The sequence below is a fragment of the Chryseobacterium sp. genome (assembly GCF_019236175.1).
In the GTDB taxonomy this organism is placed as follows: domain Bacteria; phylum Bacteroidota; class Bacteroidia; order Flavobacteriales; family Weeksellaceae; genus Chryseobacterium.
The window spans coordinates 94,368-118,927 of sequence record NZ_JAFAJM010000018.1 but is presented as its reverse complement, the minus strand read 5'-3'; the positions used below and the strand labels follow the sequence as shown (position 1 = coordinate 118,927).

Sequence of the window (24,560 nt, the reverse complement as noted above, 5' to 3'; positions counted from 1 at the left end):
ATTTAAAGCTTTTTGATCAGGTATTTTGGAGATTCTGAATACCCTTGCCGATAGTAAAACTGATGTGCCTTTTCTCTCGTAAAGTTACAATGTACTTCTATTCTGTCACAATTTCGCTCTCTTGCTGTTTTTTCACAATATTCTTCCAGATACTTTCCTATTCCGGCACTCCTGTTGTTTTTGTGTACCGAAAAATAACTTATCCTGGCAAAATCTCCCTGAAGAGCTATCTGTGGAATAATATGGATGGAAATAAAAGCCATAACCTTACCTGCATCATCTTCCGCTACAGCAAGATATTCGTCGGCATCATTTAAAAGTTTTTTTATTTTTTGCTCAATAAATAATTCTGTTCCGGCGTATCCCAACTGATCCAGTAAGCTGACAACAACTTCCGTATCTTTTTCTTTCATTTTTCTGATGTTCATAGGTATTTTGTTTTTCTATTTAACGAATTTCAATATGATCTTACCTGATGCGCAATGGACTCCAGAATAAAATCCGCCCTGTATTCTACGCTTACTTTAGGCACTTCAATAACATGATATCCATACTCCGTATACGTTTCTTTCATGATGTTAAAAGTATGCTCTGCTTCTTCAGGAGTCTGTTTTCTTTCCGGATCATTTTCGTAAATTTCTTTCCAGGGAGGAAGAATAAAAACACGATTCTGATAAACCATCTGCCGGGCCTTACTTTTCATCGCTTCGGAAACAGGCATTTGTTCCAGTCTGAGATAACCGATGGTATCCAGGATTCCGCGATCAAAAAAAGTTATTTTAGGATCATTAACTCTGTTTATTTCCTGATAGGAATGTACAGAAGCTTTAAACATCAGATCGGCAAAAAGTTTTTTATTCATCCATGGCAATCCATTTCCTCCCGTATTCAGTTGCTCTCTGATAATCCTGCGTCCTTCTTCAGGTACAGTGATAAATCCTCTTTTGTTCAGTTCTTCCAATAAGGTGGTTTTGCCGGCTCCCGGGCCTCCTGTAATAATATATAATTCCGGAATATTCTTATTCATTGTAATCAATAGGTTTGTATAAGCAGGTTACCCCCCGAATAAGAATATTATTTTACTTTCCGGGGTTGTTACTTATTATTTTTAATGATGTTCTGATAGGTATCCACACGATTTTCTTCGTGGTACATATTACATAATACCAGTACATTATCGGTATTATATCTTTCTGCAATATGTTGTAAATGAGTGTAAACTGATTCGGGAGTTCCCACAATGATCCTGTCTAAAATGGTGAAAAATTCTTTTTCTTGAGAAGCTCCTTTAATTTTTTGCTCCACCATTTCAGAGGGTAAAACCACATCGGGGTTTACCAATTGTCGTGACTGTAAAAACTGATAAGCCATTCCATAGGCATTATATCTGGCTTCTTCAGGATTATCTGCGACTGAAACAGCAACAGCAATCTGTAATGACGGATTCGTCATATACTGAGCATCATCAAATCCTTTAAGATAAGCTTCCGTATTCTCAATCCCGGTATCATTATTCATAAAAGCAGCATAAGAATAGCCTACGCCGTGTTTTGCCGCTTCTCGAGCTGATGTACTTCCTGATCCCAGCCACATGATTTCCGGTAAATGTGACAGATGTGAGGGCTGAGCAATAAGATTTTCGTAAACGCCTTTTTCTTCCTTTAAAAACTGAATGATTTCTTCCAGCTTAGCTTCCATACTGGATAAAATCACCGGTTTATGGTTGTTGAGAGCCATTATGGCATCTTTCAGTCCTCCGGGAGCCTTTCCCAGTCCCAGTATAAACCGCTCCGGATAAACACTGCTCAACAATTTTGTCCATTCTGCTATTTTATAGGCAGAATAGTTTCTCATCATAATTCCTGCAGTCCCTACTTTTATCTGTTGGGTTTTACTTAATACAATGGCTGCTAATAATTCAGGACTTGAACTTCCATACGCTTTCACCCCGTGATGCTCAGAAAACATAAGGCTATGAAATCCCGTTTCTTCAGCCATTAAAGCAAGATTAATACTGTTTTTCAATGCTGATATGGCATTACTTCCCATTGCAATGGGTGACTGATCTAATATCCCTAATTTCAGCTTCATATCATAACTCAGATTTTCTTAATTATCCGCTAGTGAAGGTATGAAAAAAAGAGATGCTGAATGAATACTCCCAGCATCAGATTACTGAAAGAGAATACCCATACCAATCTATTTATTCTTTAGGCGGAAAAGTAATTCCTTCTTCTTTAATCAGATCATATCCGTAATTCATAATCATTTCAATTACCGGAATTGCCTTCTTTCCTTTTTCTGTAAGGCTGTATTCTACCTTTGGAGGAACCACGGGAAATACTTCACGATGGATCATTTCTCTGGCTTCCAGTTCCCTTAACTGGCTGGTCAGCATTTTATCCGTAATATGAGGAATATCTTTTTTCAGCTCACTGAAACGAAGTGGCTTTTCCTGTAACCTCCACAGAACAGGCATCTTCCATGTGCCTCCGATATGGCTTAATGCAAATTCTATCGGGGTATAATAGAGTCTTTTATCATGGAAAAATTCGGGCATAATCGTTATTTTTATAAATTACACTTTCAAAAAAGTGAGTATAGAACTAAAAAGTAAGTATATAGATTTCTGATAGTTCATTGTGCAAATTTGCATAAAAAAATATGAAATCAAACAGAAATCTTTATGTTTTAGCTTTAGGTGTTTTCGGAATTACCACCACTGAATTTGGAGTTATTGGTATATTGCCGGAAATTGCCTCTGCTTTTCAAATTTCTACGGAAAAAGCCGGCTGGCTGCTGAGTACTTTTGCATTGATTGTGGCAGTATCCAGTCCTTTTATGCTTATTTTTCTTTGCTCTTTTAACAGGAAAAAACTTTTGACAGGATCTTTATTGGTCTTCATTATAGCCAATATAGTATCTGCTTATATAACAAATTTTTATTGTTTACTCATCATCAGAATGATTCCTGCATTTTTCCATCCCGTCTACTGGTCGGTTGCATTATCGATTGCTGAAAAAAAATCTGCTCCAGAAGATAAATCAAAAGCGGTAAGCATTATTTTTTCCGGCCTGACCCTGGCGACGGTACTGGGTGTTCCACTCGCGACTTTTATGGCTGATTTATTTTCCTGGCAGGCTTCTTTTTTACTAAATGCCTTTATTAATATCCTTTCATGGGCCGGGGTCCGGTTCTTTTTACCATCAGTTCAAAATACAGCGGAAATGACACTGAAACCTGATATCAAAATTTTCAGAAGCAAACTTCTGTGGATCAGCTTATTTCTGGCATTTTGTATAATAGCGGGAATGTATTCCACATATGGATATATAGCAGATTTTCTAAAATCTGTGACTCAAATGGATGGAAAACAAATCAGTCTTATGCTTTTTATCTTCGGAACTTTGGGTATAGCAGGAAACAAAATGGCTGGGAAATATATGAGCCGTTTCCCATTTTGTACGACTTCCGTTTTTCTGGTTTTATTAATAAGCATCCATTCTCTGATCTATTATTACGGAAGTTTTCTTATTCCCATGATGTGGATGACAGGATGTTGGGGGCTGATTCATTCCGGAGGGTTTCTGATCAGCAATATCAATGTCACATCTTCGGTATCTGGTTCATCTGAACTTCTCAACAGTATTTTTACGTCTTGCGGAAACTTTGCTGTAATGACAGGCACCTTACTCGGAGGGTTCTGGATTTCCCGTTACGGTATTGAACATATTGTCTGGTCAAGTATATTTTGTATGACAATCGCATTTATTATATTGATGGTGAAGAAAAATATGAGTCAGAATTCGTAATTTGGGAATGAACTTTTCAAACCATTAAAATAGAAAAAATGAAGAAAATACGAGATGCTTATTACCTGCGCGCTGAACTCACAGATGACCATCACCCTGTACACGCGCTGACAGCCGCAAGAGCAGATGATAATGAAAAACGTCTGGAATCTTTAGAGAAAATAAAAAAACTGGTTAAGGAACATCCGGAAATAGAAATCTTCGGATACCATGACCGGGAAGAATTTACCCTATCTACTTCAAAAAGCCAGTTTGTATAAACGTTTTATAAAAAATAGCCGGCTGTCTCAAGATGAGACAGCCGGCTATTTTTTATATTTGTATATCCGTAGTTTATACTTAGTAATCTTCAAAAAAAGATATAATTATTCCTGCATAATGGCAGTGACCTCGTCAAACTCTTTTTCAATAGTAGCATCAGGCTTATAGGTCAATAATGAAACAACAACATTGGTTATCAGAGAAAGCGTGAATCCCGGAATGATTTCATACCAGTGTTTTAAGGGATGCTGAAGGTATACCCATGCCAACACGGTGATTCCTCCTACTAACATTCCGGCAAAACTCCCCTGCCATGTTGTTTTTTTCCATAACAGAGATAAAAGAATCAATGGTCCGAATGCCGAACCGAAACCTGCCCAGGCATTTCCTACCAGATTAAGGATACTGTCTTTCGGATCTAATGATAATAATACAGCAATAACAGCTACCAGTAACACGGAGATCCTGCTGGCCATCAGTAATTGCTTTGGACTTGCTTTTTTATTCAGGAAAGCTTTATAAATATCTTCAGTCAATGAACTTGATGTCACCAGTAACTGTGAAGAAATTGTGCTCATAACAGCCGCTAAAATGGCTGTCAGAAGAAATCCTGCAATAAAAGGATGGAACAAAATACGGGAGAAATAGATAAAAATAGTCTCCGCTTCTGTTTTTGAACCATCGAATTTCATCATCGTCTGAATATCAAACTTTTGTAAATAAGCAATTCCAACAAGGCCGATTGCTAAAGCACCTGCAACAGTAAAGATCATCCATGTGATGCCTATTCTTCTGGCTTTAACCAGATCTTTAGGTTTATCAATCGCCATGAAACGTACCAGAATATGCGGCTGTCCGCAATATCCCAATCCCCAGGCCAGTAAAGACACAATACTCACTGTCGTGGTTCCTCTGAATAAATCCAGGTATTTAGGGTCTTTGGCTTCAATTAAGGAAAATGTCTCCTGAACACCTCCAATCTGAATGATTGCAACAATAGGTACAATAACTAAAGCCAGTACCATAATGGTTCCCTGTACAAAGTCAGTAAGGCTTACCGCCAGAAACCCTCCCAGAAAGGTGTATAATACAACAACTAAACTCGTTAATAATAAACCTACGGTATAATCCATTCCGAAAGCAGATTCAAATAATTTTCCTCCGGATACCATTCCTGCTGAAGTGTAAAGGGTAAAAAATACCAGAATAAAAATAGAAGAAGTGATCTTCAGAAGATGGTTTTTGTTTTTGAACCTGTTTTCAAAAAACACAGGTAAAGTAATTGCATTTTGTGCGACCTCGGTATAAATTCTGAGTCTTGGTGCCACAATAATGTAGTTGAGAAAAGCTCCAAGCGTTAAACCAATTGCAATCCAGGAACTGGAAATTCCTGATAAATACATGGCTCCCGGAACTCCCATCAGCAACCAACCGCTCATATCAGCCGCGCCCGCAGAAAGAGCTGTCACAGCCGCGCCCATTTTTCTTCCTCCAATTAAAAATTCCTCAGAATTACTTGTTGATTTTCTATAAGAATATATGCCTATACCTATCATTAACAACAGATACAACCCCACAGAAATCCCTTCATATACTTGCATATCATTTTTTTTATGAAGCCCGAAGATAGTTATTTTTTGAAAAATGGAGGAATTGCACCCGGAAAGACTGTTATACGGTAAATACAAAAAACATTACCAATTGAAAGATTTTACTACATATGTATTTTCAAAAATATCATATTCCAGCCTGACTTTTTCAGGCAAAAAATGATCTCCTTTTTTATGAATGAAAAGTTTTATCACATCTCCCCTGTGATGATAGCCATTTAAAACAATTGCATTTAGCCATTTTAAATTTATCATTTTAATACAGTTTTTAAACCGAATTAAAGGACTATCAGCTTCAAAAAAATGTAAATCAAGATCGGTTAAATGAATGCTTTCATCTACAATAAACTGTGTTAAATTTCGGCCTATATTAAAGGCTGAGAAGTTTTTAAATATTTCGTCAGCGACATCAAAATTAGTTTCAATAATATCCAGATACACTCTATTATCTAAAGATAGACAGTCTTCGGATCTATACTCCGTATCAACTGGAATCCTGATATTATTTCTTTTGAAAGCTCTTTTCCATTTATCCATCTTTTCTAATAAAGTAGCATCAGAATATTCCCATAGAAAAGAGAAAACATTTCCACGGACATCTAGTAACTCCGCCAACCTGAATTCTTCAGATTTATCATAAAAAAACCACGAGCTTGTGATGTGATCAAGATCTATACAATCTAGATATTCTGATAAGTAATAATTATTTACATCTGCATAGTACTTCATACGTCAAATAATTTTCTCTTTGCTTATTCCTCCTATTTTATTTTATTATTTTACTAAATTCTGAGCTCTCTTCAGATTATCTGTTGCCTGTAAGATTTTATTTTTCAAAATGGCATTATAATCCGGATGTTCTGAAAGAAACTGATTGACAATGTCAAGTGCTTTTGGATTCTGATAATTACTAAATGTGGAACGAAGCCAGTTATCCGGGAAGAAAATATCTCCTGTTTTTTGGATTTCCTGCAATACGGCTAACGTTTTCGGAAGATAATTAACAGAAGTCTGTTGTCTCAACGGATGATGTAAGTATCCCAATGCTGCACCAACAGCAGATTCGTTGGCTCTATTTTGTTTTTGCTCGAGGCTATTGAAAAAATCATCACGGACTTTCTGATCTGAAGAAGCAGCTTTCATGATGATTTTAAAACGGCTTACCCGATCCGGATTCTTAATTCTTGTCAATTGCTCCTGTAGCAAATCATTATTGCTAGAATTTCGCAAAGATAAAGAAAGAGCAAGGCTCGTATAATCTTCATCATTAAGTGACACGTCTTTTGGTGGAGTCTGGGATTTCCAAATGGTATAGAGATTATCATATGCGTTTTTAGACTGGAAAACTCCCTGATAAGCATCAAACAGAATTTTCTTATTATTCTTGGCCTTCTGTACCTGTAATGCTTCCCAAATTTTATTTTCTATATTCCCGGATTCTTTCAGTCGTATATTTTCAGATAAGAATTCCCAATACATAGTAGAAATATAACCTGTAATCAGGCGAAGATTCAGTTCTGTATCTTCTTTTTGCAGCTGTCCTCCAAAAAACTGAAACAACTCCAATGGTGAAACACCGGATCCTGCCAGTACATTTTCATATAATGAAATATAGGCACTGGCCCGGCTTACAGGGTCTTTTATTAAAGAAAAGTCAGACATCATTGCTTTATCAATTCCAAATACCCCATACCCTATTCCTGAGGAGTTCTGGAGAATGAAAAGTGGTTTTGTTTTTCCTTTCAATTCGGGAATTTCCTGTTGTTTTCCGGATAGTTTCACATTCACTTTTTCTACCTTATCAGCATAGAATAAGCTTATCTGAAATTCCTGTGGCCATAGTTTTTGTTCTTTTCCGTATTCCGGATGTTGGGAGATGGTAAAATGTTCAATTATATTGGCTTTATACTTTACCTTATAATCAATAACCGGTCTGCCCGGATCATTGACCCATACTTTGTTCCAGCTTTGTAAGTCTTCCGGAGTATGGTTATCCAGAATGGCAATTAAATCCGGCCAGCCGGCATTGCTGTAAGCATATTTTTTAAGGTATTCACCCACTCCTTTTTTGAAGTTTTCTTCCCCGATCAGTAACTCCAGCTGACGCATCATGATGGGTGCCTTATTATAGATAATGGGTCCATACATCATTCCTGCATTTTTCAGATTGTCGAGAACCTGTCGGATCGGATTGGCTCCCAATGTACGGTCTACTCCATAGGCAGCAGGAAAATGGGTGGTTAAAAATTTCAGGTCATATACGCTTTTATCCGCAGAAGCTCCGGTACTTTTATCGGCCATAAAATTGGCAAACACTTCTTTCATCCAGACATCATTGAACCAATCCATGGTTACCATATCTCCGAACCAGAGATGGGCTACTTCATGAGCAATCAGGTTGGAACGGTTATTTAATTGATTTTGGGTTGCATTTTGATCTAAAAACAGGGTTGAATTCTGAAACAGAATCGCTCCGGGATGTTCCATTCCACCAAACTGAAAATCAGGAATGGCCACCATTCCGTGTTTTTGGAAAGGATGTTTGATGCCTGTCCATTTTTCATAATAATCAAGGGAATTTCTGTACAGTGTGTAAATGGAATCCATACTGTTTTTAATTTTCACAGAATCGGTTTCACGGTATAACATTCTGGAGTCCTGACCACTGATCTTTTCAGTAAAATTTTTAAAATCACCGGTGGCAAAAGAAAACAGATAAGTAGGCAACAAGTCTGATTCTGCAAATTTCAAGGTTTTTTGTCCTTGTTGAGAAGTTGTTTCTTTCAACTTTCCATTAGCGATACCACTCCATTTTTCTGGGATGGTTAAGGCTAAAGAATACCTAGCTTTCAGGTTAGGCTGATCAAAACATGGAAACATGGTTCGGGCACGATCCGGCACGAATAAGGCATACAAATACCCATCACGTCTGTTCAGTGCCCCATTTCCGGCCAGAAAGTCAATATGAATCTGGTTGGCTCCCGATTTCAGGTATTTTGCCTCAATAATCACATGTTCGTTTTCCAATACAGGCTTTATAGACTGGCCGTTTACAGAGACGGAAATGAGTGAAGAAACGTCTTCCTTAAAATCGATCTGCAGCGGAGCATCATTTTGTTTTTTATAGGTAAAGGACAATACTTCTGTTCCTGCAATTCTTTCCGATTTGCTTTCCGGAATTTTCAGGTTAAGTTCGTATCTGATCTCACTCAATGTACTCTTTCTCAACTGAGCCAGTTCATACGAAACTCCGGACTCCAGTTTAGGTAAAGATTTCATTTGTGCATGATACCCTGTATTGAAAACGACTAAAAATAATGCGAGTATACCTGTTTTTTTCATAGATCAAATATAAGGATTGAAATTGTGATAGAAAACAAAACCCTTGCAACAGCAAAAGTTCTATTTTTTATTCTGAATACGAGTATTTTGCTCGCAGTACCTAAATGAATAGCTGATCTGGTAGGATTTAGCACAACCCAAAGCTTTTCCCAAAAAGTTCAGGAAAAATATAATATATCTCCAACACATTTTTTGAAAAACCTTAACACTAGTAGCCAAAACACAATATAACATAAAATAATCGTCCTGTTTTATTTTCTATTTATATTAATTCCAAATAATTTAAATTCTTTATATTCATTTTCATAAATATTTAATAATTTAGCCCAATAATTGAAACAAAATGGGACTGCTCCTTAAACCTATTGATATTGTAGATGACATCTCACAGGAAGAATTCCGTGAAAAATATCTAAAGCCATGTAAGCCAGTGGTAATCAAGAATATGGCAAAGAAATGGCCTGCCTACCAAAAATGGACAATGGAATACATGAAAGAAGTGGTGGGCGATGTTATTGTTCCTTTGTACGACAGTTCCAAAGCTGATCCTGCAGCACCGATCAATACACCTACTGCAAAAATGCCATTCAGCGAGTATGTTGACCTGATCCAACGGGAACCTACCGATCTGAGAATTTTCTTTTTTGATCCTATTAAATTTGCTCCTAAATTACTGGATGACTATATCCCGCCAAAGAATCTGATGGGCGGATTTCTGGATAAATATCCGAGTATGTTCTTCGGTGGGAAAGGTTCGGTAACTTTTCTGCACTATGATATAGACATGCCTCATATTTTCCATACTCATTTTAACGGCAGAAAACATGTTCTTCTTTTTGAGTACAAATGGAAATCACGTTTATATAAACTTCCTTATGCTACCTATGCACTGGAAGATTATGATATCGCCAATCCTGATTTTGAAAAATTCCCGGCATTAGACGGAATTGAAGGGATTGAGTGTTTTCTTGAACACGGAGATACCTTATTTATGCCTACCGGATGGTGGCACTGGATGAAATATCTGGACGGGTCTTTCTCCATTTCTCTTCGTGCATGGGATAAGAGCTGGGCTGTAAAAGCACATTCTCTATGGAATTTAACGGTTCAACGGAACTTTGATAATTTCATGAAAGGCCGTTATAAAAAGCGATACATGGACTGGAAAGAAAAAAAGGCCATTGAAAAAGCGCATGATGCTTTAAAAAAGGGACTTCCAAAATAAGAAATAAAACAGGCTGAAAGAATTTTTCAGCCTGTTTTTTATAGGAACAATATTAAGTATTTACATTTTATTTGTCAAAAAATATTTCATTTTCATCGACTCTCTCCATTAAAATTTTATATCAATTTCCTATTGAAATAGTTTCCCCTTAATCTCTGGAGAATACCGGATATATCCTATAAGGCTCCCTCAATAATGCCGTTTTTTTTGAGCTGAACTCCCTGTAACTGCTATTCGTAACATCATTTCTACAATCCGGCACAATCAACTAATTAACAAGCAATTACACACTTTTTTAAATATTATTTTACGATATTTTTAACAAACATACCAGTCTGTTCATATTTTGTTTAAATTTGTCGGAAACGATACTCAAATGTCTAAACCTCGCGAAAGAATTATAAGTACAGCCATGGTCCTTTTCCACCAACAGGGCTATAACAGTACCGGTATTAATCAGATCATTGAAGAAGCAGATGTTTCCAAAGCAAGCTTCTATCAGCATTTTAAATCAAAGGACGATTTATGTATTGAATTTTTTAATAAAAGATTTGATTACTGGGTTTCCGAACTGGAAAACTTTACATCCGGCGCGCAAAACACGGAAGAAAAGTTCATGAAATCATTTGATTTTCTAATTCATATGAATGAAAAAGAAGATTTCAGAGGTTGTAGTTTTTTGAATATTATGTCTGAAATACCGGGCGAAAAACTAGAAATTCATACCATCATCCGTAATCATAAAGCTACATTGAGAGATGCTTTTAATAAAGATCTTAAAAATGAAATTTTATCTGCTCATATTTACCTCCTTTTCGAAAGTTCAATCCTCACAAGCCAACTTTACCGCTCCAATGAATTGATTGAAAAGTCTAAATTAATCGTCAAAGAACTCTTACAGTCTTCATTAAAGTCTTCACACTAAGGAAGATTATCCTATACTTAAGCAATTAAAAAACTATGAAAAACTCAATTTTCTTGCAGAAGAGCAATTCTGCAATGTTTAACCTGTGCCTTTTCGGAAGCATTACAATAGGCTCTCTGATGTATTCACAAGGCAGAATCGGGGTGAATACTCCTGATCCTAAAGCTACATTTGACATTAATTCCAAAACAGACGGAACTTCTCAGACAGAGGGTTTGATGATCCCACGCCTTACCGGAGACCAAATCCAGGCCATGACCGCGAATTTACAACCGGGAACGGAATCTCTTATGATTTATGCAACCTCCTCTCCGGCCTCTCCCACTGCAAAAGCTACAAAGATTACCCAGCCCGGATACTATTTCTGGAATGGAATGAATTGGGAAAGTATGGGGACCAATATCAATCTCTATACTGCAGACGGGAGTATTACGACTCCTTTAACAGCAAGAAATGTGGATCTTAACGGTAAAAATCTTGTTTTCTCCGGAAGCGGAAGTGTTGGGATTGGAACCACTCCTTCAGCTTCAGCAAAACTTGATGTCGCCGGAACCGTAAAAGCCAGTGCTGTAGACTATAATTCGGATGAAAGACTAAAACAAAACATTACGGAAATAAAATCTTCAGGTAAAATATTATCTCAGCTGAGACCCGTATCTTATTTCTGGAATGAGACCGGAAAGAAAAAAGGCGGAAATTCCCAGCTTCAATACGGGCTTATAGCACAAGAGGTAGAAAAAGCCCTGCCTAATATTGTAAATACAGATCATGAAGGTTATAAGTCTGTAAACTACAACGAACTGATTCCGCTATTAATCCAAACCGTTCAGGAACAGTCCAAAAAAATTGAGGAATTGCAAAAAGAGGTACAACTGTTGAAAAAATCCAGATAATCCGCTTCGGATAAGCTTCGGGCTTCCTTCAGTGTCATTAAGGCTGAGACAATTTCCTGTCTCCGCATGATCAACTTTGTAATTCAAAAAAACATGAAACATAAATTATATTTCGTACTTTTCTTTCTCATCAGTATAAGCTTGCTGGCGCAAACTAACTACTACTGGGTAGGTGGTGCAGGAAACTGGAGTGACCTGAATCATTGGCGCATAGGCTCATCATCCGGTCAGACCGCCACTATTATTCCTTCCCGCTATGATAATGTTTATATCAATTCAGGAAGTGGATTTCCTGCCAATGGCGGAATTCTCAATATTCTGTCAAACGCTACCTGTAAAGATTTTATCATTGACGATTCTTTCGCAGGAAAAGTAAATTTCCCTGCCGGAAGTATTTTTAATATTTACGGAAACCTGAAATGGAAGTCAAACGCCGGTGCTTTTTATAATCTTACGATGAATCTGTTTTCAGACAGTTCAAACCTGGGGCCGAATCTGATTGACATTCCTGATAACCTGATTGATCCCGCCTCTCTCAACAGTAGCTATTCCTCAAATTTTAATCTTAAAGGAAACGGAAGTTTTAAACTGGTAAAGAATTTTGCCAGTAATGGTTTCTTCCAGTTCAATATCACAGACAGCGCTTTTCTTGATACCGATCAGAAAAATATCAATACCTATGCTCTGACCTACAGCTCTACTGCGGCGTCTAATTTTGGTACATCAGTCTTAACTGCGGCTGCTTCTATTACCTTAAATTCATCTGCCGACCTTACACAGGCGACATTGAGCTTCTTTGCACTCAATATCCAGACCAGTCAGAATATTAAAAAAATAATCATGAATTCCTCTTCTTATTCACAGATCTCCGGCGGAGATTTTCTTAAAGTGGATGAAATAGTAGGAATTAATACCACAGGAGGTAATATTACCGGTAAGCAGTTTGAAATCAATAAAATAAACCTGTACTACGCATTTCTTAGCGGTAATCTATTTAAAATTAACGAAATGACATTAGGAGATGGCAGTAATGATTTTTCAGGAACAAGATATGAAATAAATAAACTGAATATTGGTAAAGGAAGCACAATGTTCAGAGCCCAGCAATTTGACATGAATAGTCTGGTACTCAACGGCGGCCAATATAATATCCGCCAGAATCAAAACATAACTCCGAATTATATTCAGGTCAGTCAGAGTCTTATCGCCAATACCCCTTGTAACGGACTAATACCAAAATTTGGAGGCGCTGATGTTTCATCTCCTGTCAATCTGATCATGCCGGGTTCTGTCAATGGCAACGGAATCGTTTCTTTTACGGGTTATAATGTGAGCGCAACAAAGCTTACCGGCGGAGCTTCAATACTTGCCGGAATCAATGGTGGTAATAATACCGGAAATATTACCTATCCGGGTATAGGAGCTAAAGTGTATTACTGGATAGGCGGTGGCGGAAACTGGACAGACTCAGCTCATTGGTCACTTACCTCGGGCGGTCCTTCTTCCGGATGTGTTCCCGTAATGTATGATGATGTAATTTTTGATGCGCATTCAGGATTTACACCACTGAACAATAGTATAGGTAATGGCGGTGCAACAGCCTCTGTACGGAATATGACCTGGAATAATGCTCCGGCTGCTCCTGTTTTCAATGTTTCCACTAATATATTTGGTAATATTTCTCTCCAAAAAGAGATGACAGCCGCGGTTACTTTTAATATTCTTAAATATAACGTTACAGATCCTGTTGTCAACAGATCTATGAATTTTGAAGGCCAGAAAGTCACTAACCTGTTGCTGGTAGGCAATGATAATTTCTATCTCCTGCCCTCTTCTGCCTCTTCTCTTTATGATATTGAAGTCGGAAATATATTTAATTTTGATACAAACGGGCTTTCCGGTACTCTCTATGCAGACGGAAGAAAAATAAAATCCAATGAATTATGGCTGGGCGGTAACAGCGTAAATATAGACAATGCCGTACTCCAGTCTTCAGTGTTAAACATCTTAACAAAGCAGACCATAACAGCGCCTAATTCAACGGTATATATCCAAAGCTATAATGGCAGATATAACAGTTCCGGAAACACCGGTCATTTCTTCGGTAAAGTGTATAAGCAAAATACTGTGCAGGGAGATATTCAGTATATGAACACCGGTACATTTCAGATCAATGGCGGAGATATAAGATTGTTGGGTATCAATAAAGTCGCTATTCTTACTATCAATACTATTTCTAATATTTCCATGGCTGACTCTTACGTTAAACTTACCGTAACCGACAGTTTTATTTATAACCGCGCAGACTGTGATCTGGTAGCCGGATTTACAGGTCAGGGAGGAAATAATTTAGTATTAGGTAACCATATCAACGGAAACGGATTCGTTGAACTGAACAGAATGAATATCTCAGGAATTAATGCAAGCTATATCAATCCTGTTCAGGGATCAAAACCTGTGAACGCCAATAACTCCATCGACAGCGGCAATAACTCCGGAATTAATTTTACACTTCCCGCTTCTAAAAGCTTTTACTGGAAAGGAGGAAACGGAGACTGGAATGACATCAGTCACTGGTCTCTTGACCCCTCAGCCGGAAGAACAATTTCCAACTGTGGTCTTCCTACCATTAATGACAATGTATTTTTCGATCAGTATTCGGGATTTACGGCCAATATCACTTCCATCAAGCTGAGTACTGATGTTTCGGTTAATGATATCACGTTTAGCGGTCTTTCTCCTGATACAAAGTCGCATTTTGCAGGAGCCGGCAATTATTATAAAATGAATGTAAACGGAAATCTCGTTTTACATTCCGGATATTATGACGCCGGTTATTTCAGCGGGTTTAGCTTCATTAATACGAATAAACCTGCCGGTATCAGCAAAACAATTACCCCTAACGGGGCCGTTTCCGTATTTACATTTTCAGGAAATGCAAGATGGAAAATCAACAGAGGAAGTGCAGCCTATGATCTTACCGGAGCTTCCGTCATCAATCAGAACAATATTGCCGGAAGTATTCTGGACGTCAGCGGTACGGTCATGAGTCTGAATTATCTGACATTAAATGGCAGCCAGTTCCTGATGGACAATGCAGACTTAAGTATCAATATAGGATTGACAGTTAATACAACACAGCCCGTCATTAATACTGCGAACAGTATTTTAAAATTATTCAAATCCTATAGCAACTCCGGCAGCGATTTTTCATTCAATACACTGAATCATTATTTTGAAAGAATAGAAATCACGAATACAGCTTCTTCTCCGGATAATTTGATCTCGCTGAGTTTCCCTTCCGGGATTATTAATAATCTGATCATCCGCTCAGCCACAAATTCCAGACTGGATAAAACTAATCCGTCTATCGCTTTGAAATCAGGAATGACGGTTAATAATCTGATTGTTGAAAAGAATAATTATGTAGCTTTAGACGGAAATATGCAGGTAAATCAGTCGTTATCCTTATCCGGAGATTGTATAGACAGGCTTACTTTTGCCTCTTCCACTACCCAGCCTAAAACGCTTTCTCTTCCGGATTACACATCCAGTCCGTCTCATTATATGATGGACAGGGTGCAGTTTAAAGGAATTATTTCTTCAGGCGGCCAAACCTATACAGCCATGAGGAGTACAGATCTGGGAGGAAATACCGGAATCAGTTTCCAGGACGTCCCGCCTTCTTCTGCAAGAAATCTTTATTGGGTTGGCGGTCAGGGAGAATGGAGAGATCCTTTGCACTGGTCAATGACTTCAGGAGGGGTTCCTATTTCCGGCTGTGATATTCCTACTGCTGCGGATGATGTTTTCTTTGATCAGAATTCCGGATTTACAGCCGGTTTAAACAGAATATTTATTAAAGGAAGCCGCCTGTCAAGAGCTAATAATGTTAGATTCAATAATGTTCCCAATCAGCCCGTTCTGGATTTTGGTACGGATATAAGCAATCTTTATTATCTGAATGTTTACGGAAACCTCATCCTGCAAAGTGATCTAAAAATCAATGTCCCTTTAAGCACCTCTGCTTTCACCAGAAATATTGTTCTGCTACAGGGTTCTTCTGCAGGAAAAACCCGTTATATCGACACCAAGAATACTTATATTTACCTGAATATCAACACGCAGGATTATTTTGAATTAAAAAGCCCATTTCAGGGTGATATTAATTTCACTAACGCCTCAGGATTTAAAACTAATAATTATCCTATGACGTTGGTAAATTTCAGCTGGAATCAAACAATCAGTAATAATCCTATTTTGGATTTAGGACAATCTGTAATTTCAGGAACCAGATCTAACAGTACGGGGACTTCCAATTATTATGCAGCGGCTATTCCGTTTTATAATTTTTACAGTCCGAATTTTATAATCAATTCAGGAAATAACCCGCTGATCGTAAATGCGGCCGGGGCTAAAGCTGACCTGGCCTATTTTACTATAATTACCCCTGATTCTTTCATTTTTAATGATCTTACCATCTGGAAAGACGGAATTTTAAATACCGGAAACAAAATCTGGGATTTTAATAAACTGACTTTTTTAGGAAGTTCTACGGCCAGTTCAGTGAGTACTCTTACTTCTGCCGGTAAATACAAAACCCTGTATTTCAATCCGGGTTCATATCAGATCGATAATCATCAGACGGTGACAGAGAATCTATTTATGACAGGAACTCCGTGCAACAGAATTTCGGTAGCCAGATCAACAACAGGCCAGAATACGATCAGTCTGGATCCGTCAGCAACATATACCATGTTCTACGCTTCTATAAAAGATATGAATTTCTCACGTCCGGTCAATGCTTTTGGTAACAGTCAGGACCTTGGAAACACTCATAATCTCAGCATCGTTCCTACCGATGTACAGGCAGCCGGTTTTGGCGGGAATAAGGTACTTTGTGCTTCAGAATTTCCGAAAACCTACGATGCTTCTGCCTTATTCGGAACAGATCCCAATGCCGTATATACCTGGACCAAGATAAATACTCCTAATCAGGGACCCATTAGTACCGGTCGTCTTGTTACTTTTAGCCAGCCGGGAAATTACAGGGTAAATGTTACCTATAGCCAGGATGGTTGTAATATTACCGAGAATTTTACTATCAGTTCCGTTGCCCTGCCTGTTGATAATACCGATGTTTCTGCAATGAGTACCATCCATCAGCCTTCAGGAGATATACAGGTAAAATTCAAAGGATCTCTTACCCAGTCTTATATTTTCACTTATAGTATTAATGGCGGTCCGGATCAGAATATTACTTCTGCCTCTAATGGTGAAGCAGTAATCCTGCATTCTAAAAGTCAAAATGGAACATTCGTATACCGTCTTAAAAGCATTCGGTTTGCCAACGGAGAAACCTGCCCGGTAATGCTGAACAAAGAAACTATAGTAAATATCAATCCTTCCTGCCCCAGTCCGGGAGTCATGATGCTCATGGATAATGTACTCAGAGGATGCACGGCAGGTATGGGAGCGAGACGTTTATCAGAATTAAATCCGGTTATCATATCCAATCCTCCGGCTGACTCAGCAGTAACCAGATTTGTTGCAGGAACAGGGGTCGTAATGAGAGAAGGAAATGATGTGTTTATGATCCGGAATAGCAATGCTTTGCCTGAAACGCTTAGTCTTCCGGCTAACAAATCTCATATTCAGGGAGCTATCATTTATCACAATGACCACTTCTATGAGGGGATAGAAAACGGAAAATGGCTGAGAATAGATAATGATTAAAGGAATTTGCACTTTAAAAAACTGACTTATTATGAACCGCATCGGAATTTCTGATGTGGTTTTTTATTTGTAAAAAATATTTCAAACCTGATTTTTAGTTAAAACTGTCACGTTTTCTTTACTAAGTTTGTCTTTAAAAGAAATATCATGCAGGAAAATTATAACAGGCTCCTCACCTATGCCTACAATATCACCGGTTCCTATGAAGATGCTCAGGACCTGGTGCAGGATGTTATAGAAAAATATATTTCTCTGGATAAATCGGAAATCAGAAATGAGACTAATTTCCTGATCAAAAGTACCATCAATCATGCTATTAATTTTAAAAACAGGCACAATAAGAAAATGGTTTACGGAGAATGGCTTCCGGAACCTCTTTCTTTTGATAATGCAGAAAATAAACTGATTAAGGAGCAAACGGCACGGTATACCCTGCTGGTCCTGCTGGAAAAATTAAACGCTAGGGAACGTGCAGTATATATTCTTAAAGAAGCCTTTGATTATTCTCATCAGGAAATTGCGGAAGTACTTGATATTTCGGTGGAAAACTCCCGTAAGTTACTGAGTCGTGCAGGGAAACAGCTTCAAAACATTTCTTATAATCCGGATTCAGTACGCCAATCTCCTGATATGGATATTCTTCATCAATACCAACAGGCGCTGAGTGAAGGAAGTATTCTCGAAATTGAAGAACTTCTTATTGATGATATCAGGCTTTCCGCAGATGGCGGAAAACGGGTTCGCGTGATTAAAGCTGTAGAAGTTGGTAAATCTGCCACAGCACAGCTTCTGGCCTATGTACAACAACAGTTTTTGGGTAACAGACCCTATACCTTCCACCGTTTCAATCATCAGCCGGCTGTTTGTTTCTGGCAGGGAGAACGTATTTATAATTGTCACATCCTGGATATTGATTCCCAGGGAATGATCCGTGAAATATATTCTATCGTGGATCCTGAAAAGCTAAAAAGACTGCAATAAGTGTCACATTCTGAAAAAGAAGTGTGTCTTAAAAGAAAAAAGTATGAACACACTACTCAGAATTGACAGCAGTCTCAGATTGAAAGAGTCTTATTCCCGAACATTAGGCGATTATTTTACCGAAAAATGGAAAACAAAAAATCCGGACGGGATTATTATTGAAAGAGATGTTACCAGACAACCTTTACCCCATATTACCCAGGAAACAGTCAATGCATTTTTCAGTGAAACACCGGAAAAGGAAAATACCAGCTTATCCGATACATTAATTGCTGAACTTTATCAGTGTAATGAAATTCTGGTCACCTGTCCCATGTATAATTACGGGATTCCTTCCTCACTGAAAACTTATTTTGACCTTGTGATCAGAACAAAGAAGACTTTCACCGGCAATACTATTCCCCAGGGATTGCTTGAAAATAAAAAAGCGTACATCATTTCTTCAATGGGAGGTATTGCTGCAGACCGCCTGAATCCTCTGGAACATCACCTGACTCAGCTTTTTAATCTCATAGGGATTACCGACATTAGTTACTTTCCCCTTGACGGTACGGTTGACCAGTTCAGGGCAACAGAGAGAACAGCATTACAAAAGACAGCCATTTTAAAACAATTCAATTAATTATGGACGAGATACAACAGGCCATCGGAACATTTATTAAAGCCGGGGATACCAGTGACACGGACCTCCTGAATAAGATTCTCCATAAAGATTATCAGAATATTCAGGATGGTTTTTTTGACGAAACGGGAATTTTTGTTATTCATAAAGAAGAATATATAAGATTGATCCGGGATAGAATTTTTGGAGGGAAGCCACGTGACATTACCTGCCATTCCATAGAGCAGAAAAACAATATTGCTTATGCACAGGTTTCTCTCGAAAGCTCTGTAATGAAATTTTCTTCTCTTATTATCTGTGTACAGGAAAACGGAAATTGGATGGTCATTACTAATATTCCTACCATAGAAGCTAAATAATTTTGTTGCCACGAATGCACGAATAAAAAGAATCTGTACATTCGTGGCTGCAATAAAATACCTTCTTTTACGGAAAACCGTAAAAAAACCATGACAGGACTTGCTAATTTTGATCAGCAAATAATACGATAACAAACGAATCATGGGCTGGAGCTTCAGAAAAAGAATCAAAGTCATTCCGGGGGTACATCTTAATCTAAGTAAAAGAGGAATATCCACCTCTGTAGGGGTAAAAGGAGCCAACGTAAATTTCAGTAAATACGGAACTACCGTTAGTACAACTATTCTTGGATTTTCTACCCGCTATAAACTATCGGGCAAAAAACCAAGAGCCAAACTAAAACCTCCGTCTGATTCGGTCTCAAGATCTCAATCTCCCTCAAGACCTTCTTTACCTTTACAAAACAGAAATATACCCCATCCTTTTTTATCTGATGAACCTATTTCCAGCAGTAATATTCAGGAAATTACCAGCCAGAATATGCAGGGAATTAAAAATGCAATTACTTTAGTTCATCAGCGAAAGAACGAGCTGGAATCTTATCTTAAAAAGACCACTAAAGCAGTCTCTATAACGAAAACAAACAAAATTTTAAGTTATATTTTTCTATACGGTTTTATCAATAAAGATATTCCCAGAAATATGACCCGTAAAATTAAAGCGCAGGAAGAAGCCATTGCGCAGGCCAAAAGTATGATCGAACAGTGTTATGTCAGGTTCAATGTAGATGCCGGAAGTGAAATTAAAAGAAAATTTGAAAAGCTCCGCGAATCATTTGAAAAACTGAGCACCTCTCATAAAATCTGGGATATAACCAGTGCTCATTTTCATGACAGGGTTGCCATGCGGTCATCGGCAGGGACTTTAGTCAAAAGATGGGAGGTACGGTTTTCACTGAGATCATTACCTTATATCAAATCAGATAATGAGGCGCTATATCTTCAAAATACCAATGGTCCCGATATTTACATTTATCCTACTTTCATGATGTTGTATGCCAGTGAAGACAGCTTTGCCATTATCGGGATTCATGAACTGAGTTTTCAGCAGACGTATACCCGTTTTACAGAAACCTCATCGATTCCCAGAGATACTAAAACAATTGATCAGACCTGGGCAAAAGTCAATAAAAACGGGACTCCAGACAGAAGATTTAAAAATAATTATACTATTCCTGTTGTCCGCTACGGACATATCAATCTTTCTACCCGCACAGGGCTTCGGGAGGAATATGAATTCAGCAATTATGAATTTACCGAAGACTTCGGCAGAGCTTTTAAAGATTTTCAGACAGAATTTAAATCATAAACTCAGCTATTTTTTAAAAGACGGTCTTCCCCAAAGGAAGGCTGTTTTTATTTCAGGATAAAGTTTTCCTGAAAATGATTCATTAACAAATATTCAAATAAATTTAATTTTAGCTTCAAGTGCCTGTGCAAACATATGTTTAATTTTGCCTGAATTTTAATCCAAACATTATTGCCTGAAAATCCTCAACCAGACAGGGTTTATTCTAAGATAAAGTTTAACTTCCAACATTTATGAAAAAGGTAAAATATTATATCACAGCACTTTCATTTTTTTCTTTAATGATCAGTTGTAAAGGTCAACAATCCTCAGAAAAATTAAAACCTGCCGTCATTACGGAAACAGTAGTTCATGATACGGATGATCCTGCCATATGGATCAATCCTAAAGATGCATCGAAAAGTATCATTATCGGTACAGACAAAGATTCTGACGGGGGTTTATATGCCTTTGATCTTAATGGTAAAATCATTCAAAAAGTTTCGGGGCTGAAACGTCCTAATAATGTAGATATTGAATACGGGTTTATTTTAAACGGAAAGAAAACAGATTTCGCAGCGGTTACAGAACGTGAAACGAATAAATTAAAATTCTATTCACTTCCGGAGTTGAAAGAAATAGGTGAAATTTCTGTTTTTGAAGGGGAAACAGAACGCGCTCCTATGGGAATCTCAATGTATAAGAATTCCAAAACGGGAGACATTTTTGCTATTGTAGGGAGAAAATCGGGTCCGAAGGACGGTTATCTCTGGCAGTATAAACTATCCGAAAAAAATGGTTCTGTCACGGGCGAAGTCGTACGTAAATTCGGAAAATACAGTGGCTTAAAAGAAATTGAAAGTATTGCTGTAGATGATGAAATGGGCTATATTTACTATTCTGATGAGCAATTCGGGGTCCATCAGTATAATGCAGATCCTGTAAAAGGTAATGAAGAACTTCTTGTGTTCGGAAAAGGAGATTTCACTTCTGATGTGGAGGGAATATCCATTTATCCTACTTCTAAAAAAACCGGATATATTTTGGTTTCCAATCAGCAGAATGATACTTTTAATGTGTACCTGAGAGAAAATCCGGCCAAAGGAAGAATCGCTGAAATCCCGGTTTCAGCAAGCGAAAGTGACGGTTCTGAAGTCACACACATAAATCTGGGTCCTCAGTTCCCTAAAGGAGTATTTGTTGCCATGAGCAATGGCAGAGTTTTCCATTTTTATGACTGGAGACTTATTGAAGAAAAAATTAAGACTGCTGTAAGGACATCCGAATCATCAAAATAAATTTTAAACCATTAAGATATAATGAAGATTCCGTCTTAATGGTTTGTTTATTATGCTAATTGGCAGATCTTTTTCAATGTATTGGAAAACTCTTTATTTCCGGTAAGTTCCAAACAACCGGTCCCAAAAAGAAGTATAAAAACCAAAATTTTTAGTTTCATCCAGATGATGCTGGTTATGAAATCTGGTGGTTCCTATATAATATTGATCAAAACTGGCAGGGAAAAATTCTCTGTTTAAATGACCTATAGTACCCCAGATAAGATTAAGCATAAGATAGACTGAAATTGATATAACAGAGAAATCATATATCATCAGTAAAACAAGCATCATAACTCCAAAGCCAGTTGTTTCCAGAGGATGGAGAACAAAAAGGCTTAAATAATTGGTACTGATATGCTCATGATGCTTTCCATGCAGCCAGCGGTATATCCATGGTAAATGAGCGGCATAGTGAAAAAAATACATCAGCATATCCATCAAAAGAAGCAAAGCGAATACTTCTAAAAGAATCTCACCTTTTGAATAGGTATCTGCGACTTCAATCCAGCCGGTTTTCCATAAAAATACTCCAAGAAGCATAACCAGACTATTACAAATTATCGTAACCAGACTGAGGTAAAAATCGTAACCTGTCACGGGATGGCTGCTTTGCTGTAACTGGCTTCTACGGCAGGTTTTCTCTATAAACAGATATAGTCCAATAGAAAACAGGTATAAAAAAATATTAATAACAAGACTAAACACGACCCATTGTGACCATGAAAACTGCCAAAACACCTGTAGATAACCTGAAAATTCAGTTGTATTAAAATTCATCATCAGTCAGCTTTCCGGTATCAATATAATGATTTCTCATCTTATAAAACTTTGCTGTTTAGCTGATGGCTGGTAATAAAGCTTTTTCAAAATTTGAAATGCTGAAATCTGCCATACCGAGATGGACAGCCTCATGATCATTGGTAAATACAATTGTTTTCATCCCTGCCTCTTTTGCAGCCTTCAGTCCGGAATAACTATCTTCAATAGCAATACAATATTCGGGAGAAACCCCCAATTTTCTTGCAGCAGTCAGATAAACTGCCGGATGTGGCTTTCCCTGAGATTCCTGTTCTGATGAATCTATACTGTCAAACCAGTCCCGGACGTTAAGTTTTTGGAGAACAGCTTCTGCAACCCGTAAAGGAGCATTGGTAGCCAAACCTATCTTATATCCTTCATTTTTGAGATTTTTAATAAATCCCTGTACACCGGACATGATACAATCTTCCGAAAGAATAAGCTCTATCACTCTTGTCACTACCTGATTTTCCACTTCCGTCACGTCCAGATTATCCCATGGAAACCTGCTGTACCAAAATTGAGTCACTTCTGTCGTAGTCATATATTTTGTAAGTGCCGCCAGATCATCAGTTATCTTTGCTCCGTAAGAAGAAAATACGTCTTTTTCTGCCTGAGCCCAGAATCCCTCCGAATCTACGAGAACCCCGTCCATATCAAATATTACTGCCTTTAAAGCCATATTCCTGAAATTTATTTTTTCTGAACCCGTTGTCATTAATGGCTGATTTTATATACACAGCGCTGACCCCCTGAAATAATGTGATCTATCCTTTCTACCGTATATTCTTTCCCTATCAATGACTGAAAGTTAGATAATTCGGCACGACAAAACCCCTGACATTCTGTAGCCGCTGCACATATCGGGCAATGATTCTCAATGAGGAAATATTCTTCACCTTCTTTTTTCCATTCCGCCATATAACCTTCCTCACTACGGATTTTTGCTAATGCTTCAAGCCGCTGTTCAAGAGATTTTGTTATAGAAAGTTCTTTTTCATATCGATCATGACTATTTTTTTCACGATCACTGATCAACAGTTCCAATGCATTATTACCCAAAATATTCTTGACAGATTTTAGAAGCTGCACGGTTACTTCCGCATGAGTATCAGGAAATTGACCCAGCCCTTTTTCTGTAAGTGTATAATAAGCAGACGGCCGGCCGACACCTTCACTCTTCATTGAAGATTCAACCCATCCTTCCTGAGCAAGATTCAGCAAATGCTTTCTTGCCCCTTCTTTGGTGATCGATAATTCCTCAGCAATAAGAAGTGAAGTAGCTCCTCCCCTCATCTTTAGAAACATCAGAATGCGGTCTGCTGCCGGCTTCTTCATTTGACAATATTTAGGTTGTTTTATTTTTC

The 24,560-nt window shown here is 37.8% G+C and carries 21 protein-coding genes; 11 read left to right on the top strand and 10 right to left on the bottom strand.

The window, feature by feature from the left end:
• Window positions 1-2: 2 nt before the first annotated feature.
• The 4 genes from JO178_RS16130 to JO178_RS16115 form a co-directional block, all read right to left on the bottom strand.
• Window positions 3-428 (bottom strand): GNAT family N-acetyltransferase, encoded by a 426-nt coding sequence (locus tag JO178_RS16130; protein WP_291938109.1) that lies wholly within the window; start codon window positions 426-428, stop codon window positions 3-5.
• Between the two features lie 29 nt (window positions 429-457).
• Window positions 458-1,027 carry an AAA family ATPase gene (locus tag JO178_RS16125; RefSeq protein WP_291938107.1) on the bottom strand — a complete coding sequence of 190 codons (570 nt, stop codon included), beginning with the start codon at window positions 1,025-1,027 and terminating at the stop codon, window positions 458-460.
• Between the two features lie 68 nt (window positions 1,028-1,095).
• Window positions 1,096-2,091 (bottom strand): MsnO8 family LLM class oxidoreductase, encoded by a 996-nt coding sequence (locus JO178_RS16120; protein ID WP_291938105.1) that lies wholly within the window; start codon window positions 2,089-2,091, stop codon window positions 1,096-1,098.
• A 112-nt stretch (window positions 2,092-2,203) separates the two neighbouring features.
• Window positions 2,204-2,560 (bottom strand): helix-turn-helix domain-containing protein, encoded by a 357-nt coding sequence (locus JO178_RS16115; protein WP_291938103.1) that lies wholly within the window; start codon window positions 2,558-2,560, stop codon window positions 2,204-2,206.
• 104 nt (window positions 2,561-2,664) lie between these two features.
• On the opposite strand from JO178_RS16115, the gene JO178_RS16110 reads away from it, so the two are divergent.
• Both JO178_RS16110 and JO178_RS16105 read left to right on the top strand, forming a co-directional pair.
• Window positions 2,665-3,813: an MFS transporter gene (locus JO178_RS16110; protein WP_291938101.1), complete on the top strand. Its 1,149-nt coding sequence runs from the start codon at window positions 2,665-2,667 to the stop codon at window positions 3,811-3,813.
• A gap of 38 nt (window positions 3,814-3,851) precedes the next feature.
• Window positions 3,852-4,073: a hypothetical protein gene (locus JO178_RS16105; RefSeq protein ID WP_291938099.1), complete on the top strand. Its 222-nt coding sequence runs from the start codon at window positions 3,852-3,854 to the stop codon at window positions 4,071-4,073.
• 105 nt (window positions 4,074-4,178) lie between these two features.
• Here the strand turns inward: JO178_RS16105 and putP are convergent, their stop codons facing one another.
• From putP to JO178_RS16090, 3 genes are all read right to left on the bottom strand, one after another.
• Window positions 4,179-5,675 carry a sodium/proline symporter PutP gene (putP, locus tag JO178_RS16100; protein ID WP_291938098.1) on the bottom strand — a complete coding sequence of 499 codons (1,497 nt, stop codon included), beginning with the start codon at window positions 5,673-5,675 and terminating at the stop codon, window positions 4,179-4,181.
• A 93-nt stretch (window positions 5,676-5,768) separates the two neighbouring features.
• A complete protein-coding gene (locus tag JO178_RS16095; RefSeq protein WP_291938096.1) occupies window positions 5,769-6,413 on the bottom strand; it encodes a hypothetical protein in 645 nt (214 codons plus the stop codon).
• 45 nt (window positions 6,414-6,458) lie between these two features.
• Window positions 6,459-9,026, bottom strand: coding sequence for a M1 family aminopeptidase (locus JO178_RS16090; protein WP_291938095.1), 2,568 nt, complete (start codon window positions 9,024-9,026; stop codon window positions 6,459-6,461).
• A gap of 343 nt (window positions 9,027-9,369) precedes the next feature.
• Between JO178_RS16090 and JO178_RS16085 the strand changes: the two genes are divergently transcribed.
• From JO178_RS16085 to JO178_RS16045, 9 genes are all read left to right on the top strand, one after another.
• The gene (locus JO178_RS16085) at window positions 9,370-10,251 is read left to right on the top strand and encodes a cupin-like domain-containing protein (RefSeq protein WP_291938093.1); all 882 of its coding nucleotides are present in this window, start codon (window positions 9,370-9,372) and stop codon (window positions 10,249-10,251) included.
• A gap of 376 nt (window positions 10,252-10,627) precedes the next feature.
• On the top strand, window positions 10,628-11,176 hold the full coding sequence (locus tag JO178_RS16080; protein WP_291938092.1) for a TetR/AcrR family transcriptional regulator: 549 nt from the start codon (window positions 10,628-10,630) through the stop codon (window positions 11,174-11,176).
• Between the two features lie 35 nt (window positions 11,177-11,211).
• Window positions 11,212-12,069 carry a tail fiber domain-containing protein gene (locus JO178_RS16075; RefSeq protein ID WP_291938090.1) on the top strand — a complete coding sequence of 286 codons (858 nt, stop codon included), beginning with the start codon at window positions 11,212-11,214 and terminating at the stop codon, window positions 12,067-12,069.
• Window positions 12,070-12,162: 93 nt separating this feature from the next.
• Window positions 12,163-17,805: a hypothetical protein gene (locus tag JO178_RS16070; RefSeq protein WP_291938089.1), complete on the top strand. Its 5,643-nt coding sequence runs from the start codon at window positions 12,163-12,165 to the stop codon at window positions 17,803-17,805.
• Between the two features lie 147 nt (window positions 17,806-17,952).
• Window positions 17,953-18,786, top strand: coding sequence for a sigma-70 family RNA polymerase sigma factor (locus JO178_RS16065; RefSeq protein WP_291938088.1), 834 nt, complete (start codon window positions 17,953-17,955; stop codon window positions 18,784-18,786).
• Between the two features lie 43 nt (window positions 18,787-18,829).
• On the top strand, window positions 18,830-19,408 hold the full coding sequence (locus tag JO178_RS16060) for an NAD(P)H-dependent oxidoreductase (protein WP_291938087.1): 579 nt from the start codon (window positions 18,830-18,832) through the stop codon (window positions 19,406-19,408).
• 2 nt (window positions 19,409-19,410) lie between these two features.
• Window positions 19,411-19,767 (top strand): nuclear transport factor 2 family protein, encoded by a 357-nt coding sequence (locus tag JO178_RS16055; RefSeq protein WP_291938085.1) that lies wholly within the window; start codon window positions 19,411-19,413, stop codon window positions 19,765-19,767.
• Window positions 19,768-19,909: 142 nt separating this feature from the next.
• A complete protein-coding gene (locus JO178_RS16050; RefSeq protein WP_291938083.1) occupies window positions 19,910-21,076 on the top strand; it encodes a DUF4236 domain-containing protein in 1,167 nt (388 codons plus the stop codon).
• A 281-nt stretch (window positions 21,077-21,357) separates the two neighbouring features.
• Window positions 21,358-22,353 (top strand): phytase, encoded by a 996-nt coding sequence (locus tag JO178_RS16045; protein ID WP_291938150.1) that lies wholly within the window; start codon window positions 21,358-21,360, stop codon window positions 22,351-22,353.
• 93 nt (window positions 22,354-22,446) lie between these two features.
• Here JO178_RS16045 and JO178_RS16040 read toward each other — a convergent pair whose 3' ends face one another.
• The 3 genes from JO178_RS16040 to JO178_RS16030 are packed head-to-tail and all read right to left on the bottom strand — an operon-like array spanning window position 22,447 to window position 24,531.
• Window positions 22,447-23,175, bottom strand: coding sequence for a sterol desaturase family protein (locus tag JO178_RS16040; protein ID WP_291938081.1), 729 nt, complete (start codon window positions 23,173-23,175; stop codon window positions 22,447-22,449).
• A gap of 55 nt (window positions 23,176-23,230) precedes the next feature.
• Window positions 23,231-23,875 (bottom strand): hexitol phosphatase HxpB, encoded by a 645-nt coding sequence (hxpB, locus tag JO178_RS16035; protein WP_291938079.1) that lies wholly within the window; start codon window positions 23,873-23,875, stop codon window positions 23,231-23,233.
• Window positions 23,876-23,910: 35 nt separating this feature from the next.
• The gene (locus JO178_RS16030; RefSeq protein WP_291938076.1) at window positions 23,911-24,531 is read right to left on the bottom strand and encodes a transcriptional regulator; all 621 of its coding nucleotides are present in this window, start codon (window positions 24,529-24,531) and stop codon (window positions 23,911-23,913) included.
• Window positions 24,532-24,560 lie beyond the last annotated feature (29 nt).

Excerpts from the sequence above, each read along its gene's own strand:
- JO178_RS16130 (WP_291938109.1), bottom strand. The coding sequence starts at position 428 with ATGAACATCAGAAAAATGAAAGAAAAAGATACGGAAGTTGTTGTCAGC.
- JO178_RS16125 (WP_291938107.1), bottom strand. The coding sequence starts at position 1,027 with ATGAATAAGAATATTCCGGAATTATATATTATTACAGGAGGCCCGGGA.
- JO178_RS16120 (WP_291938105.1), bottom strand. The coding sequence starts at position 2,091 with ATGAAGCTGAAATTAGGGATATTAGATCAGTCACCCATTGCAATGGGA.
- JO178_RS16115 (WP_291938103.1), bottom strand. The coding sequence starts at position 2,560 with ATGCCCGAATTTTTCCATGATAAAAGACTCTATTATACCCCGATAGAA.
- JO178_RS16110 (WP_291938101.1), top strand. The coding sequence starts at position 2,665 with ATGAAATCAAACAGAAATCTTTATGTTTTAGCTTTAGGTGTTTTCGGA.
- JO178_RS16105 (WP_291938099.1), top strand. The coding sequence starts at position 3,852 with ATGAAGAAAATACGAGATGCTTATTACCTGCGCGCTGAACTCACAGAT.
- putP (WP_291938098.1), bottom strand. The coding sequence starts at position 5,675 with ATGCAAGTATATGAAGGGATTTCTGTGGGGTTGTATCTGTTGTTAATG.
- JO178_RS16095 (WP_291938096.1), bottom strand. The coding sequence starts at position 6,413 with ATGAAGTACTATGCAGATGTAAATAATTATTACTTATCAGAATATCTA.
- JO178_RS16090 (WP_291938095.1), bottom strand. The coding sequence starts at position 9,026 with ATGAAAAAAACAGGTATACTCGCATTATTTTTAGTCGTTTTCAATACA.
- JO178_RS16085 (WP_291938093.1), top strand. The coding sequence starts at position 9,370 with ATGGGACTGCTCCTTAAACCTATTGATATTGTAGATGACATCTCACAG.
- JO178_RS16080 (WP_291938092.1), top strand. The coding sequence starts at position 10,628 with ATGTCTAAACCTCGCGAAAGAATTATAAGTACAGCCATGGTCCTTTTC.
- JO178_RS16075 (WP_291938090.1), top strand. The coding sequence starts at position 11,212 with ATGAAAAACTCAATTTTCTTGCAGAAGAGCAATTCTGCAATGTTTAAC.
- JO178_RS16070 (WP_291938089.1), top strand. The coding sequence starts at position 12,163 with ATGAAACATAAATTATATTTCGTACTTTTCTTTCTCATCAGTATAAGC.
- JO178_RS16065 (WP_291938088.1), top strand. The coding sequence starts at position 17,953 with ATGCAGGAAAATTATAACAGGCTCCTCACCTATGCCTACAATATCACC.
- JO178_RS16060 (WP_291938087.1), top strand. The coding sequence starts at position 18,830 with ATGAACACACTACTCAGAATTGACAGCAGTCTCAGATTGAAAGAGTCT.
- JO178_RS16055 (WP_291938085.1), top strand. The coding sequence starts at position 19,411 with ATGGACGAGATACAACAGGCCATCGGAACATTTATTAAAGCCGGGGAT.
- JO178_RS16050 (WP_291938083.1), top strand. The coding sequence starts at position 19,910 with ATGGGCTGGAGCTTCAGAAAAAGAATCAAAGTCATTCCGGGGGTACAT.
- JO178_RS16045 (WP_291938150.1), top strand. The coding sequence starts at position 21,358 with ATGATCAGTTGTAAAGGTCAACAATCCTCAGAAAAATTAAAACCTGCC.
- JO178_RS16040 (WP_291938081.1), bottom strand. The coding sequence starts at position 23,175 with ATGATGAATTTTAATACAACTGAATTTTCAGGTTATCTACAGGTGTTT.
- hxpB (WP_291938079.1), bottom strand. The coding sequence starts at position 23,875 with ATGGCTTTAAAGGCAGTAATATTTGATATGGACGGGGTTCTCGTAGAT.
- JO178_RS16030 (WP_291938076.1), bottom strand. The coding sequence starts at position 24,531 with ATGAAGAAGCCGGCAGCAGACCGCATTCTGATGTTTCTAAAGATGAGG.